The organism is Streptomyces flaveolus, assembly GCF_000716535.1.
GTDB lineage: Bacteria > Actinomycetota > Actinomycetes > Streptomycetales > Streptomycetaceae > Streptomyces > Streptomyces flaveolus_A.
This window is the reverse complement of the sequence record NZ_JNWV01000065.1, coordinates 16321-29259: the sequence shown is the minus strand read 5'-3', so window position 1 is coordinate 29259 and position 12939 is coordinate 16321. Positions and strand designations below refer to the sequence as shown.

12 protein-coding genes and 4 pseudogenes are annotated in these 12939 nt (G+C 70.7%); 8 read left to right on the top strand and 8 right to left on the bottom strand.

Features of this window, described 5'->3' with window-relative positions:
• Nucleotides 1-99: 99 nt before the first annotated feature.
• The 3 genes and pseudogenes from OO52_RS48930 to OO52_RS54420 form a co-directional block, all read right to left on the bottom strand.
• The gene (locus OO52_RS48930; RefSeq protein WP_078629820.1) at nucleotides 100-561 is read right to left on the bottom strand and encodes an ankyrin repeat domain-containing protein; all 462 of its coding nucleotides are present in this window, start codon (nucleotides 559-561) and stop codon (nucleotides 100-102) included.
• Nucleotides 562-1254: 693 nt separating this feature from the next.
• Nucleotides 1255-1695 (bottom strand): N,N-dimethylformamidase beta subunit family domain-containing protein, encoded by a 441-nt coding sequence (locus OO52_RS53645; protein ID WP_234339976.1) that lies wholly within the window; start codon nucleotides 1693-1695, stop codon nucleotides 1255-1257.
• 98 nt (nucleotides 1696-1793) lie between these two features.
• Nucleotides 1794-2432, bottom strand: a pseudogene (locus tag OO52_RS54420) (N,N-dimethylformamidase beta subunit family domain-containing protein); the annotation flags it as partial.
• Between OO52_RS54420 and OO52_RS53640 the strand changes: the two are divergent.
• Nucleotides 2341-2556 (top strand): hypothetical protein, encoded by a 216-nt coding sequence (locus OO52_RS53640; protein WP_234339975.1) that lies wholly within the window; start codon nucleotides 2341-2343, stop codon nucleotides 2554-2556. The pseudogene OO52_RS54420 and the gene OO52_RS53640 sit on opposite strands and share 92 nt — an antisense overlap.
• A gap of 726 nt (nucleotides 2557-3282) precedes the next feature.
• Here the strand turns inward: OO52_RS53640 and OO52_RS42945 are convergent.
• The 3 genes from OO52_RS42945 to OO52_RS42935 form a co-directional block, all read right to left on the bottom strand.
• Nucleotides 3283-3885 carry a TetR/AcrR family transcriptional regulator gene (locus OO52_RS42945; protein WP_030657973.1) on the bottom strand — a complete coding sequence of 201 codons (603 nt, stop codon included), beginning with the start codon at nucleotides 3883-3885 and terminating at the stop codon, nucleotides 3283-3285.
• The gene (locus OO52_RS42940) at nucleotides 3882-4214 is read right to left on the bottom strand and encodes a non-heme iron oxygenase ferredoxin subunit (RefSeq protein ID WP_030657975.1); all 333 of its coding nucleotides are present in this window, start codon (nucleotides 4212-4214) and stop codon (nucleotides 3882-3884) included. Before OO52_RS42940 ends, OO52_RS42945 begins: the two co-directional genes overlap by 4 nt.
• Before the next feature lie 535 nt (nucleotides 4215-4749).
• Entirely contained in the window at nucleotides 4750-5139 is a 390-nt protein-coding gene (locus OO52_RS42935) for a hypothetical protein (RefSeq protein ID WP_030657977.1), read from the bottom strand.
• Nucleotides 5140-5319: 180 nt separating this feature from the next.
• Here OO52_RS42935 and OO52_RS53635 point away from each other — a divergent pair.
• The 7 genes and pseudogenes from OO52_RS53635 to OO52_RS42910 all read left to right on the top strand — a co-directional run.
• Nucleotides 5320-5569: pseudogene (locus tag OO52_RS53635) on the top strand (IS982 family transposase); the annotation flags it as partial.
• Nucleotides 5570-5835: 266 nt separating this feature from the next.
• The gene (locus OO52_RS42930) at nucleotides 5836-6384 is read left to right on the top strand and encodes a phosphatase PAP2 family protein (RefSeq protein ID WP_030657979.1); all 549 of its coding nucleotides are present in this window, start codon (nucleotides 5836-5838) and stop codon (nucleotides 6382-6384) included.
• A 56-nt stretch (nucleotides 6385-6440) separates the two neighbouring features.
• Nucleotides 6441-6959: pseudogene (locus OO52_RS53630) on the top strand (hypothetical protein); the annotation flags it as partial.
• Nucleotides 6952-7554 (top strand): GNAT family N-acetyltransferase, encoded by a 603-nt coding sequence (locus tag OO52_RS42925; RefSeq protein WP_030657981.1) that lies wholly within the window; start codon nucleotides 6952-6954, stop codon nucleotides 7552-7554. The pseudogene OO52_RS53630 and the gene OO52_RS42925, both read left to right, overlap by 8 nt.
• A 364-nt stretch (nucleotides 7555-7918) precedes the next feature.
• Nucleotides 7919-8923 (top strand): hypothetical protein, encoded by a 1005-nt coding sequence (locus OO52_RS42920; RefSeq protein WP_158712641.1) that lies wholly within the window; start codon nucleotides 7919-7921, stop codon nucleotides 8921-8923.
• Nucleotides 8924-9119: 196 nt separating this feature from the next.
• Entirely contained in the window at nucleotides 9120-9656 is a 537-nt protein-coding gene (locus OO52_RS42915; RefSeq protein ID WP_030657984.1) for a DUF4240 domain-containing protein, read from the top strand.
• A 416-nt stretch (nucleotides 9657-10072) separates the two neighbouring features.
• Nucleotides 10073-10942: a helix-turn-helix domain-containing protein gene (locus tag OO52_RS42910; RefSeq protein WP_030657986.1), complete on the top strand. Its 870-nt coding sequence runs from the start codon at nucleotides 10073-10075 to the stop codon at nucleotides 10940-10942.
• A 92-nt stretch (nucleotides 10943-11034) separates the two neighbouring features.
• Here the strand turns inward: OO52_RS42910 and OO52_RS42905 are convergent, their stop codons facing one another.
• Both OO52_RS42905 and OO52_RS53625 read right to left on the bottom strand, forming a co-directional pair.
• Complete coding sequence (locus OO52_RS42905; protein ID WP_030657988.1) at nucleotides 11035-12225, bottom strand: thiolase family protein; 1191 nt, start codon at nucleotides 12223-12225, stop codon at nucleotides 11035-11037.
• A gap of 50 nt (nucleotides 12226-12275) precedes the next feature.
• A pseudogene (locus OO52_RS53625) lies at nucleotides 12276-12937 on the bottom strand (CoA-transferase).
• Between the last annotated feature and the right edge of the window lie 2 nt (nucleotides 12938-12939).

Here is a 12939-nt window from a genome sequence, read left to right as displayed (position 1 = left end):
CCGCCACGACGTGCACACACCCAAGAAGACACAGCCAGCAAGACGACCAAAGAAGAAGACAACCACCCCGAAACCCCGCCGCACAGGTTAAAGATCAAGCTACGGCTTGTTGCGAAAGTCGCTGCTGGTGGGAGCTTTCCGTGCCGGCTGTGCTCCCGATGACCTGAGCAGTTCGGCAGTGGCGGGGTGAGGGCCGTTGTTTGCCCAGTCCAGTGGGGACAAGCCTGTGCCGTGGTCCTCCCGGAGGTTGGGATCGGCTCCGTGGGTCAACAACTCGCGGACCGTTTCCGTGTGTCCCCAGCAGGCAGCAGCACACAGCGGTGTGCCCTCCGAGCCGGGGCCACTGCTTTCCCTGTCGGGAAATGCTCCCGCTTCCATGAGCATGCGGGCTATGTCGGCCTCTCCCTGGACTGCGGCCAAATACAGAGGAGTGGTGCCGTCTTTGTCGCTTCTCTCCGGGTCTGCCCCATTGCTCAGCAGCGCTCTCACACCGCTGGCGTCACTTGACAGGGTTGCCTCGAAGAGACGGCGGGAGAGCTTCTTCTGCTGCCGTTGCTTCATGGGCGACGAGGCTAGCGATCACGGGGGCTCCGGAGACACTCATATCCCATCGTTGAACGTGGCGATCAGTACGGTCGCCTCGTAGCGGACAGCGAGTTGTCGTACCTCCGCACGCTGCTGGGCAGAGCTGTTGTGGCCAGCCGTCTGGACCCACACCACCGGCAGGCGCTCGCCGCGTCGCTGCCCGAAGTGGAGGTATCCGGCTGCCGCGCACCGGGCACGGGCAGCTAGGGACAGCTGACCGAGCCCTGCCTACGCCGCTGTCCCAGGCCCTGCCTGCCGCGGATCCCCCAACGGCCGGGTCAGCCCATCATCCGAACCCGCGCGGCGCCCCGGCTCCGTCTCGTCCAGCTCCCAGTAGTGCCGGCAGTCATCACACCGGTACACCGGGATCCCCGCGTCGATCGTCAGTACGGCCCCGTGCGGGCATCCGCTGCCGTCACCGCGCCCCACGCACTCCTGCTCCCAGTCGGCCCCCATGCGATCGACCGTGCGACACGCAGGCCGTGCCCGTGGAGAGGGCGTGCAGGGCGCACAGGCGCTCACGTCCGGCAACATGCCCCAGCACCCGCCAACAGCCCCAACAGCTTCCTCCCAGGGGCCTACACATCCAGCGCGCATCAGGCCGAACCGACCACGCCGGCCAGCGGCGTCCCGACAGACTGCCCGCATTGCCAAGGCCCGGTTGCCGCCTTATGTGCGGGTCTTGTACACCTCGCTGACGTTCGGGCGGGCTGCCGGGCGGTGATGGGCTGCGGGGCCCTGCGCGAAGGCTCGCAGGGCGTTCTCCGTGGTGCGGGTCACGAAGGTGCGGGTACGCGCGTCCATTCCGTGGTCGCGGCCGCCGTCGGGGGTGCCGGCCATGAGGGCCTCCACCCAGCGCATGGTGCCGGTGGCGAACACGCCCGCGCCGCTGGCAGCCGTGTAGTAGGCCGAGTCGCTGTGGGTGCGGCGGCCACCGCACACGAGGGGAGAATGGGCCGTGATCTCCAGCGGCTCGGGGACGGGGGCCGCAGGTGTGACCCTGTGGTGGTCGAAGCCGTCGCCGGGCCGTACGCCCGTTCCTTCGTACAGCCAGTGGTCCGCCGCGTGGACGACGTACGGCGCGTCCGTCGGATAGCCCTCGTAGAGCACCCCCGTGAGCGAGGACTCGGGATCCGGCGCCGGGGTCTGGTGGTCACCAGGGCGGGCTGGGTGGTGTAGCAGGGGTCGGCCGTGGCCGAGGACTTGTAACAGACCACTGTGCGGTCCGGCTGCGTCTGCCCCTGCTCGATGCGGACTCGGCGGAAGCACGTGTTGGCGCCGAGGAAGACCACGTTGGTGCCGGCGTCGCGGGCCTGTGTGACATGCCGGCGCTGCTCCGGGGTCCAGTACTCGTCGTGCCCCAGACAGACCACCGTGGCCGCGCCGTGCAGGACCTGCGGGTCGCGGTGCACATCGATGCCGGTGGTGTAGGCGAGGGGTATGCCGAGCCGTTCCGCCAGCACCACCGCCGCCCGTTCGTACACCGTGAACTTCTCCGCGCCGTCGGAGTCGTAGGGCCGGTCGAAGCTGACGGCCAGGGAACGGGTGGCGTACGCGCCGGAGGCACCTGCGTAGAGGCTGTAGCCACCCCACCGGTTGTAGGCCTGCCAGGTGGCCGGGGCGTGGATCAGGACCGTTCGGCCCGTGCCCTGCGTGGAGCGCACGATCAGCGGGATGTAGCGCTGGTGGCCGCCGTCCGCGTCCAGCCGCAGCAGATACGCGCCCTCCGGCCAGCCGGCGGTTCCGAAGGTGAGCGTGCGCCGCCACTCCGCGCGCACGGTACGGGTGGCCGGCAGGAAGCGGGGTTCCGGCTGGACGCGGCCCCGTATGCGCTCGGACGACCACACCAGCCGGGCCTGGGTGCCGCCGTACCAGCCGACGCGGAAGGCCGAGACCCGGAACGACGACGCGGTCGTCGAGACGTACAGGCCGCACTCCTCGCCCGGCGTCACGCTCACCCGGTCCGCGTAGCCGGCGACGGCCGGGGCAGGGCCCCGGGACGTGATACGCCAATCGGGTGTTCCCGGCCGGTCCCGTTCCGCTTCGGGCCGGTGGGAGAGGGCCGCCCTGTGGTGCCCGTGCGCGGGATCGGTCGCGTCGCAGGCCACGGCCGTCACCGAGGCGAGCCCGAGGCCGGCGCACGCTCCGAGAAAACGCCTGCGTCCCGGCTGCCGTGCGTGTGCGGTCCCGTCGTCCGGGCCCCCTTGCCGAGCAGGACCGATGCTCATCACGCCTCCCGTGGTTACGGCTCGCGGGTCACCCGTCTCTCCGAGCCAAGGTGGCACAGCCATGCGGACCGCGCGCTCCGCTCCCGGCCGTCGGACGGCGGGACGGGGCCTCGGGGCCGTCGGACGGCGGGACGGGGCCTCTGGCCGCGGCACCCAAGCCCGCGCCGCACACCACCGGCCACCGCCGTCACCGGCCCACCGGCAAGGGGGCAGAGCGGCCAGAACGGCCAGAACGGCGAGCGCCGGTATACGGAGGTTCACCGGGAACCTCCCGGCGGGACCGCTATCCAGGGGGATGGTCTTCTCCCGACGGCGTCCGCCGAGGCAAGAGCGTCGATGAGCCCCGCACGCTCATCCCCCGCCCCAGTTGGACGCGGTCAACCAGCGCGCCGGCCGCGTCACCGCGCAATCAACGCACGGCGGAACGAGAAGTCAGCCTGGAAGGGGCGCCCCGGAACCTCGCACTCGTTCACCGTTCGTCGGCGCCGGTCACCCGCCGTACCAGATCCGCCCACGTGTGCCGCAGCCGCGCTGTGGTGACCTGCTCCTCGTTGCGCAAGTAGTCCAGGGTCTCCAGGTCCACGAAGGCGAGCAGGGCGTGGGCGAGCATGGCGTGGTCGCCCACGATGCCCGCTTCCCGCAGGAGCGCTTGGACGTGGTGGCGGAAGGCCCGGCCGTAGTACGTGGTCTGGCGCCGTTCGCAGGGAACCTGGCGTGCCAGTGCCGGGCCCAGGTCCGTCTCGCAGGCGGCGCGTTCGATCAGAGCGCAACCGAAGGCCCTCAGTCGGTCTTTCGCCGGCGCTCCCGGCCCCAGCGGAGGGGGACCGGAGGTGTACGCCTCGTGGAAGTCCGCCTCGACGTCGTCCAGCAGAGCCAGCAGAAGGCCGTTGCGGTCGCCGAATCTGCGGAAGAGCGTGCCCTTGCCCACCCCGGCCGCCTGCGCGACCTCGTGCATCGTCAGGTGCTCGGCGCCGCGCTCGGCCACCAGCCATGCAGCGGCCTTCAACAGCAGGGCACGGTTGCGGACGGCGTCGGAGCGCTCCCCCGCGAGGTCTCCCGGGCGCTCGGTCACCTATCGCTCCGCGATGCGACACCGACGTATACGCAGCCATCCTCGATCCGCACCGGATACACCGGTACGGGCCGTGTGGCCGGCGGGTCCAGCGGTTTGCCGGTGCGCAAGTCGAATCGGGAGCCGTGCAGCCAGCACTCGACCGTCCACCCGTCCACTTCGCCTTCGGAGAGCGAAACGGCACTGTGCGAGCACACGTCGTGGATCGCGAACACCTCGTCCTCGGTCAGGACGAGGGAGACGGGCACGCCTTCCGCCTCGACCCGCCGGGGAACGCCCTCCTCCAGTGCGGCGAACTTGCAGACGTATGTGTAGCCGCTGGTGGGCATCGAACTCCTCGGGTGCGTCCGCGTGGCGGTCATCCGCCTCACGGAGGTGCGTCGGGCGGGCCGAGAGCGTCACGCACGTGCTCGGGCTGATCGCCCACGCTAGCGACGCGACCGGGCGTGGAAACCCGCCCGCAGCCCGATCCGGCCTCGGCACATGGTCCTAGGGCGCCGCGAGGACAGGTCGGTGCGTGTGCCATCTTGCGCGGCGCTCCGAGGCGGCCACCGGAGGACGAATTCGTGCGCGTGGTGCGGCCCGTTGACGTACAGGCCGACGGACGGGCAGGCGCTCGGCCGTGAAGCCGCAGGCCGGGGTGAGGGCCGGGTGGTCGGCATGGCACACGGATGGACACGCCGACGTCGCTGCCCCAGGTGCTGGAGCCGAGACAGACCCGGGGGAATCGCCCTGTTGGTGATGGCCGTCGGCGTGGCCTCTGCGGAGTTGGTCGCGCTCGTGACACCTGCGAGTGCCTAGGTGATCAATTCCAAGGGATGCCTGCGGAGGGGGTGGGCGGCGGCCGAAGCCACCGCGAGACGGTCAGGCGTCGGGGTCGACTTCGGGGTGCGTGAACCGCACGGGCTTGCCCAGCGACCGGGCGTAGGCGATTTCGGCTCGGGTGCTGTCTCCGATGTAGTCGCCGACTACGAGCACCTCATCAGCGAGCCGGATCTTCGCCCGGTGCAGATCGTCGAGTCGAACCTTCAGCGCCTCGGCCTCGACAGAATCGGACCAAAGTTCGTGCGACGACTTCATGTCGCAGCCGGGTTTGACGACGATCTTTCCGGCTTTCGTCTCCCGTAGATCGGCCTCGTTCATCGCGGTCATGAAGCGGGTGGAGCCGCAGATCACGACGATACGCGGGAGGCTCAACAGCTTCTTCGCGTCGGCGAGCTTCTCTTCGGGGGTGAACAGTTCCGGGTGTGACACTGGTTCCTCCTGGTGGTGTGGTCCAAGGGGCGCCTGCGGAGACGAGAACGGGTGTCCAAGATCGTTTCGTGACGAACGGCAATGGCTCTGCCATGCCCGTGCCCACCTGCGCCACCAGTCGTGGCTCCACCCCGGTAGAATGCGGCCGCTACCGCGAGACCGTCAAACGCTCCGAAACTCGAACTGTCCGAGGATGGAGCCCAGTTGCTGCGGCCTGACCGTAAAGGTGAACGGGAACGGCCTGGCGCAGCCCTGTTCAAGCCGCTGGCCAGGTCATCGAATCGATCAACGAGACCTTCAAGGGACAGCTTGACCTCGAACGGCACCGAGGGCGCACACCCGGAGGCGTCATAGCCACGTCGTGCAACGCATCCTCGCGCTGACCGCCGCGATCTGGCACAACGACGCCACCGGACAAACCGTCCTACAGCGGAGACCGGCGGCGTCGGCTGATCAGGCACGGCTGGTTTCAGGGCCAGCCGTCTCGCCATGGCGGGAGATCAGAGGGCTCATTCCATTGCACGCTGCGCCAAGACCCGGCACGCGGTGCCAAGGTCCAGCACGCGCCGTAGGTATCCCCATCGGCTGGGCGTCAGAGGTACGGGGAGGGGCCGACGATGAGCCGCCCGTCGCAGCCCCTGCCAGCGGCCGAATCCGGATGGGCGTGATCTGGTGAGTGCGGGATACCAGCAGGTCATGAGGTTGCTGGCCGCAGTGCGCGAGATGGACCGTCGTCTGACCAAGCGGATGGCTTCCTGGCGGGAGCCCGGGATCCACCGGACGCTGTCGGTGGTGGAGGAAACGGCGGAAGCCACCAAGTTGTGGTGCGGTGCCGCCGCGGTGATGGTCTGGACCGGCGGGTGGAAGGGCCGTAAGGCTGCGGTGGCGGGGCTGGCGGCTCTCACCTTGGCGCAGTTGCTGTGCAACGGGGTGTGCAAGCAGGTGACCGACCGTCCGCGCCCGCCCGAGGAGTGGATCCCCCACGATGAGGTCGAGGACCGGCCTGACTCCTCGTCGTTTCCGTCCGGGCACACGGCAGCCGCGGTGGCTTTCACCGCTGCGGTCGCCCCCTCGTGGCCGTCGGCCGGGGCGGTCTGCGCGGTGCCGGCCGCACTGGTGGCCGTGGAGCGGGTGCAGTCAGGTGCCCACTACCCCAGTGACGTCGCTGCCGGTGCCGCCGTCGGGCTCGTCAGCGCCTGGCTGGTCAGGCGCCTTCCGCAACTGGTGCTGCGCGTGTGGCGGTGACAGGACAGTCTGGTTCGGCAGCTGGAGAGTTCCTCTTTGACGGGCTGGCCGGTTGATCGGAGGGTGTTGGACGGCCACTGGGAACTCATGGGGGTACCAGGCCGGCGACGCTCCGGCCTGCGAGAGGGTCAAGGCCGGAATCCGGATTCCGCGCCGCGGGTCGGCAGACCAAGAACCCGGCCCGCGGTTGTCCGCGCGGGTCGCGCCTACTCCTCCCGCTCCGTCCCCGGGGATGTCCGGCACCGAGGTATCGGGTCGTCAATTCCGCAGCACGCGGACCAGGTCGGCCGCCGCTTACGCCGAGGCGGCGCCGGCGGCCCGTCCGCCTCGCTTCGACGCCGAGACACACGAGGAGCGCAACAAGGTTGAGCGGTGCATCGCCCGGCTCAAGCAGTGGAGCGGTATGGCCACTGCGAACCGACAAGCTTGCCCTCGCGTCTCAGGCTGGACTCCACCTGGCTGCCATCCACGGCTGGGCCCGTCGATGCCCCGGCACGCCGACGCGCTCGCGTTGCTCAGTGGAGAAACCCGTTGGTCGTGGCCTGAAGCCGCCCATAGCATCCGCCCATGAATGAAGAGATCAGGATCGCCGGCGACGAGCAGGACGCGGAGGCCGAGAGGGAGCTTTCCTGGCGGGCCAAGTCCCTCGGCCTCGCAGCACTCGACATTGACGACGCCGAGCTGATGCACCGCTGGCGATCCGACCCTGTAGCCGCCCACCAAATAGGTATCTGGCCACGCTCACTCACCGCCGTACGCGAGCGCATCGAGCGCGACATCGAGGATGACGATCGCGACGACTTCCTCGTCCTCCTCCCCGGCGGCACCCCTGTCGGCTACGTTGCACTGACCAGCCAGAACGTTGTCGACGGCACTGCCGAGATCGAGCTGATGCTCGCTGCACAGCATCGCGGGCACGGCCACGGCACCGCCGCCCTCGACGCCGTGGTGGACCTGGCCTTCGGTGAGCTCCCGATGTATCGGCTCACGGCGAGAACCCACACCGACAACGCCCCAGCGCGCGCCGTCCTCGCCAAGTCCGGCTTCACCCAGGAAGGGATCAGTCGCGCCGCCTGCCTCCACCGCGGCCGCCGCCATGACCTCGCCGTGTTCTCGCTGCTCCGCCCTGAGTGGGAAGAGCTGAGCCGCCCTCGTGCCTGGGACGCCTGACCCGGCAGAACGTCGCCTGGGCGCATGCCGTCACGTCCCTCCTGTGGCCGGCCAACGCCAGGAGCCTGGTTCTCAGTTGACGCACTGGATCAATTAGGTTCAATCTTCAACTGTCGTGCTAGGATCACGCCTCGACGCCGACGGGCAATGATCCACGTCCCCCGCACGCCGCCCGAACCGAGCGCCCCAAGTGCCCCTTCCGAACCGGTCGTTGAGACGCATCGCCGCGGTCTCCCCTTGTATGGATGCACGCGTGCGTCTGCACCGCTCCGATGCGGGCCGAGGGGCCTCTCCTCGGACTGCCGGACTCCCGCCGCGTCGCCGACCGCACGTCACGACCTCGCCATGCAGCTCGAGGAGAGCCATGAACCGTCCAGAAGTGTCGATCAAGCAAGCGCGGCTCGCCGTGGGCCCCTTGAGCGTGCTGCTCTTCGTACAGACGGCGTTCTGGCTCGTGTACGACATCGCCGACCGCGGCTTGCCGCTCATGTGGACCGCGTGGACGAACGGCCCGGTCCCCGGGCTCTCGGCGACGACCGCGCTGGACCTCGGCCTGGCGGCGCTCCAACTCGGCGCCGTCTGCGGGTTGCTGCTGCGGGTCCGGGGCGCCGGCGGACTGCTGGTGACCGCGTGCGTCACGACCGTGGTCTTCCGGGCGCCGGTCGTCTGGTACATGCTGCTCGACTCCGAGTCCGACCCCTGGTTCGGCGGCCTGGAAGGTCCCTCACTCACCGCGGTCGGCTTCAGTTGCGCCCTCGCGATCCTGGTCGCCGTCGCTCTGGGGGGCCTCCTGTACCGTGTGCGCGGGCTGGAGCGTGAAGCCGCCGCGGAGGAGGAGAGCCGCTCCGGTGGCATCCGCCCGGTGAAGATCACCGCTTCGGCCTCGTGCACCCTTCTCGCGGTGCTGAACGTCTTCTACATCTGCCGCAACATCCTGACGGCTGTGCAGGTGGGACCCAAAACGCTGGCGGATCTCCTCGTCGGCAGGGGAATCGGCCGCGCGGTGCTCGGAGTCTCGTCACCGTGGCAGTGGGCCTGTCTGACCGTTCTGTGCGGAGTGGGCATGGTGCTCGCCGCCAAGCGCCGGCCCAGTGCGACCGGATTCTCCGTCGGGCTCGCCCTGTTCATGATGCCGATCGCCTTCACCAAGCTGTGGGGCCTCACCGGGACGGCCGACCTGCTGGGCTCCCCGCTCAACACCGTGCAGTCCTTCCTGGAGTTGGCGGGCTCGGCGGCCGTGGTGGCCCTGATCGTGGCGGACGTGCGCCGTGACCGTCCGGCGCCGCAGGCCGTCCTCGCACTCACCCCGCCGCCCGCCGTGGACGAACCGGAGGCACAGCGGGCCGACGCCGCCACGAGCGACGCCTGAGCGCGCAGGCGCCCGTCCGGACGCAGGACCGTCCGCCGTGCCCGCCGAGCCGCCCTGCGGGCGGGGCGGCGGGCACGTGTTCATCCCGGACGCGCGCGGCAAGCAGATACTCGCCCTCCTGGGTCGGCTTAGGGTGCGTGATCTCCGGCCGTCGGTAACTGCTGCGCTGTCACTGCCGGGTGGCATGCTCTGCGCCATGGACAAGCAGCAGTTCTGGGAGCTCATCGCGGCGGCCCGCGACCAGGTGATCGACCCCCATGAAAGCGAAACCGTCGCTCATGAGGCGACCTTGCTGCTGGCCGCCCGGCCCGCCGAGGAGATCGTCGCCGCTCAGCAGGCGTTCTGGGACCTGATGGCCGAGTCCTACACCAACCCTCTGTGGGCCGCGGCTTACGTCATCAACGGCGGCTGCTCGGACGACGGCTTCGACTACTTCCGCGGCTGGCTCGTCGCTCAGGGGCGCGAGGTCTTCGAGCGCGTCGTCGCTGATCCCGATGCCCTCGCGGAACTGCCCGTCGTACAGGCCTCCGCGGCCGACGGCGTTGTCCTGGAGGGTGAGGACGTACTGGGCATCGCCCGGAACGCGCACCTCGCGGCGACGGGTGATCAGCTTCCCGCAGACGCGTTCAGCATCCGCTACCCGCAGCCGGACCCTGCCTGGGCCTTCGACTTCGACGACTCGGACGAGATGGCTCGCCGACTGCCGCGTCTGACTGCCCTCTACCTGGGCTGAGCGGCAGCCGGTGCCTGGACCAGCTGGCCATGAGGTGTCCCTGGGTCGGCCGCGCTCCGGGAGGGACCGTTCACGCTCGCAGTCCGCTGCCGACGCCTCCCACGACCGCGGCAGCGGCCGTCCCCGGGGCGGCGCCGAGCGATCATGTGCCGGAGCCGGTTTCCGTCCGAGTGAGCGGGAAGCCGGTCGCGTCGGAGTCGGCGGCGTGCCGTCCTCCCGGTCCCGGTGTCGGCCGGGCAGCCGGTTGACCCCTTCCCCCGTCGTTTCGCCGGTCCCCGTGGATCACCACCGACGGTAACCGCCGCGTCACCCTGCTTCTCGCGGCGGACGCGGCCGGAATCAGGGCGGGACGCCTTCCGCTCCCGCCGCTACGGTTTACACTTCAACTACATTCGGTGCCACGAGGAGGTCGCACCATGGCGGAGCTGGGTCTGGCCGACACCGTCGGCATCCTGCGGCAGCCCGGCGTGCGGACACGGCACAGCAGCGCCGGGCTCGGGTGGGAGCGGCTGTACCTGTCCACGCAGGTGGAGCAGCCCTATCGTGCCGCTTTCGATCCGGCGCCCACGCACCTGCTGATCCTGCACCTGAGCGGCCCCGTCACCGTGCGCCGGGGACAGGGGGCGGCCGCACGGTCGCGGACGATCCCGGCCGGTGGGCTCTTCCTCCAGCCGGCCGGCCGTACTCTCGCCGTCGAACTCGGTGGCACGCTCGACACGGTCCACGCCTACCTCACCGACGAGGCGCTGTGCGAGGCGAACGACGGACGGCCTGTGGAGCTCTCCGAGGAACTCGGCGCCAGCGATCCCCTGGCCGAGCAGCTCCTGCTCGCGCTGGCGGGCGCGGTGCGCTCGTGGGAGCCGTCGGCCCGTACCTACACCGACCACCTCACCGGGATGCTCGCCGCACAGCTCGCCCGTCGGCACGGCGTCCGCGAGGCCGCTCCGGCGCAGAGCCGGTCCGGACTGTCCGCCCGCCGGCTCGCCGCCGTCCGCGCGCTCATGGAGGAGCGGCTGGCCGAACCGCTGCCGATCGCGGACCTGGCCGACGCGGCCTCGCTGAGCCCCAGCCAGTTCACCCGGCGGTTCCGGGCCAGCACGGGACAGTCGCCGCACCAGTTCCTGCTCGCGCTGCGTCTGGAGCGGGCGTGCCGGCTGCTGCGCACCGGTACCGACCCGATCGCCGAGGTGGCCGTCGCCTGCGGGTTCTCCCACCAGGAGCACCTCACCCGGGTGATGCGCGCCCGGCTCGGCACCACCCCTGCCGCCCTGCGCCGCTCGGGCTGACCACGGCACCACTCCCGCCTCACTACGCCACTCACGCCGAACGCAGCACAGCCGCCACCCTTCGCCGCTCAGGCCGAACGCGGTGGCCGCGATCAGCGTTCCAGTACCAGCGCCAGTGCCTGGCCCACCCCGATGCACAGCGCGGCCAGCCCCGTGCCCGAGCCCGCCGCGGCGAGCTGGTGCGCGACCGCTCCCGTGATGCGCGCCCCCGACGCGCCCAGCGGGTGACCGATGGCGATGGCGCCGCCGCGCGGGTTGACGACGGCCGGGTCGAGCTCGGGCAGGGCGGCGAGGCAGGCCAGTGCCTGGGCCGCGTAGGCCTCGTTGAGTTCGACGGTGTGCAGGTCGCGGGGGGCGCGGTCCGCCTTGGTGAGCACCTTGCGGATCGCGTCGACCGGCCCGAGCCCGAAGTACTGCGGCTCGATGCCGGTCACCGCCGCCGCCCGGACCCGCGCCAGCGGCTCGCGTCCGATCGCCGCGAGCCCCTCCTCGTCGGCGAGCAGCAGCGCGGCCGCCCCGTCGTTGAGCGGCGAGGCGTTGCCGGCGGTGATGGTGCCGTCCGTGCGGAACGCCGGCTTCAGCTTGGCGAGGGCCTCCAGGGAGGTGTCGTCGCGGATGTTCTCGTCGCGCGGCAGGCTGACGTCCTCGATCTGGACGACCTCTCCGTCGTAGAGGCCCTCGCGCCAGGCGCGCGCGGCGTTGCGGTGGCTGGCGAGCGCGAACGCGTCCTGCGCCTCGCGGGTGACGGCGTACTTGGCGCCGACCAGCTCGGCGCTCTCGCCCAGCGGGATGGTCCACTCCTGCGGCATCCGCGGGTTGACCAGCCGCCAGCCGAGCGTCGTCGAGTACAGCTGCTGGTCCTTCGCGGGAAAGGCCCGGTCCGGTTTGGGCAGCACCCAGGGTGCGCGGCTCATGGACTCGACGCCGCCCGCCACCACGACGGAGGCGTCACCGAGGGCGACGGCGCGGGCCGCCTGGACGACGGCTTCCATGCCGGATCCGCACAGCCGGTTGACGGTGGCGCCGGGCACGCTGACGGGGAGGCCGGCGAGCAGTACGGCCATGCGGGCCACGTCGCGGTTCTCCTCGCCCGCGCCATTGGCGTTGCCGAGCAGTACGTCGTCGATGCGCGCCGGGTCCAGGTCGGGGCTGCGGTCCAGAAGGGCGCGCAGCACACCGGCGGCCAGGTCGTCGGGGCGTACGCCCGACAGTGCGCCGCCGTAGCGTCCGAAGGGGGTGCGGACGGCGTCCACGACGTACACGTCACGCGGTCGCTCGATCATGGAGGGCTCCTGGTGGGACGACGGGGATGGTCAGGGCGGCAGGTGGGAGGTCAAGGCGCCTGGGGCGGGGGCACGGTCAGGGGTGTCACGGCGGCGACCTCGTCCACCGTCACACCCGGGGCGGTCTCCACGAGGGCCAGTCCGTGCGGGGTGACGTCGAGCACGCACAGGTTCGTGATGATCCGGTCCACGCAGCCGCGGCCCGTGAGCGGCAGGGTGCACTCCTCCACGATCTTGGAGGTGCCGTCCTTCGCCGTGTGCTCCATCAGTACGACGACCCGGCGGACCCCGTGGACGAGGTCCATCGCACCGGCAGCCCGCCCTCGGCGACCTGCGTGCCGACTCCGGCCGGGGTGTAGAAGGCGGGGATGCCGCTGCCTCCCGCCCGCAGCCGCTCGGCGAGGGTGCCCTGCGGGGTGAGTTCGACCTCCAGTTCACCGGCGAGGTACTGACGGGCGAACTCCTTGTTGTCACCGATGTACGAGCCCGTGACCCGGCCGATGCGGCCCGCCGCCAGGAGGACGCCGAGACCCCGGCCGTCGACCCCGCAGTTGTTCGACGCGACCGCGAGGCCGGGTCCCGCCCCGGTCGCGTACAGGGCGTCGATGAGGACCTCCGGGACACCGCTCAGTCCGAGGCCTCCCACGGCGAACGACTGTCCGTCGGTCACGTCCGCCAGGGCCTCACCGGCCGTGGCCACGAGCTTGTCCATCG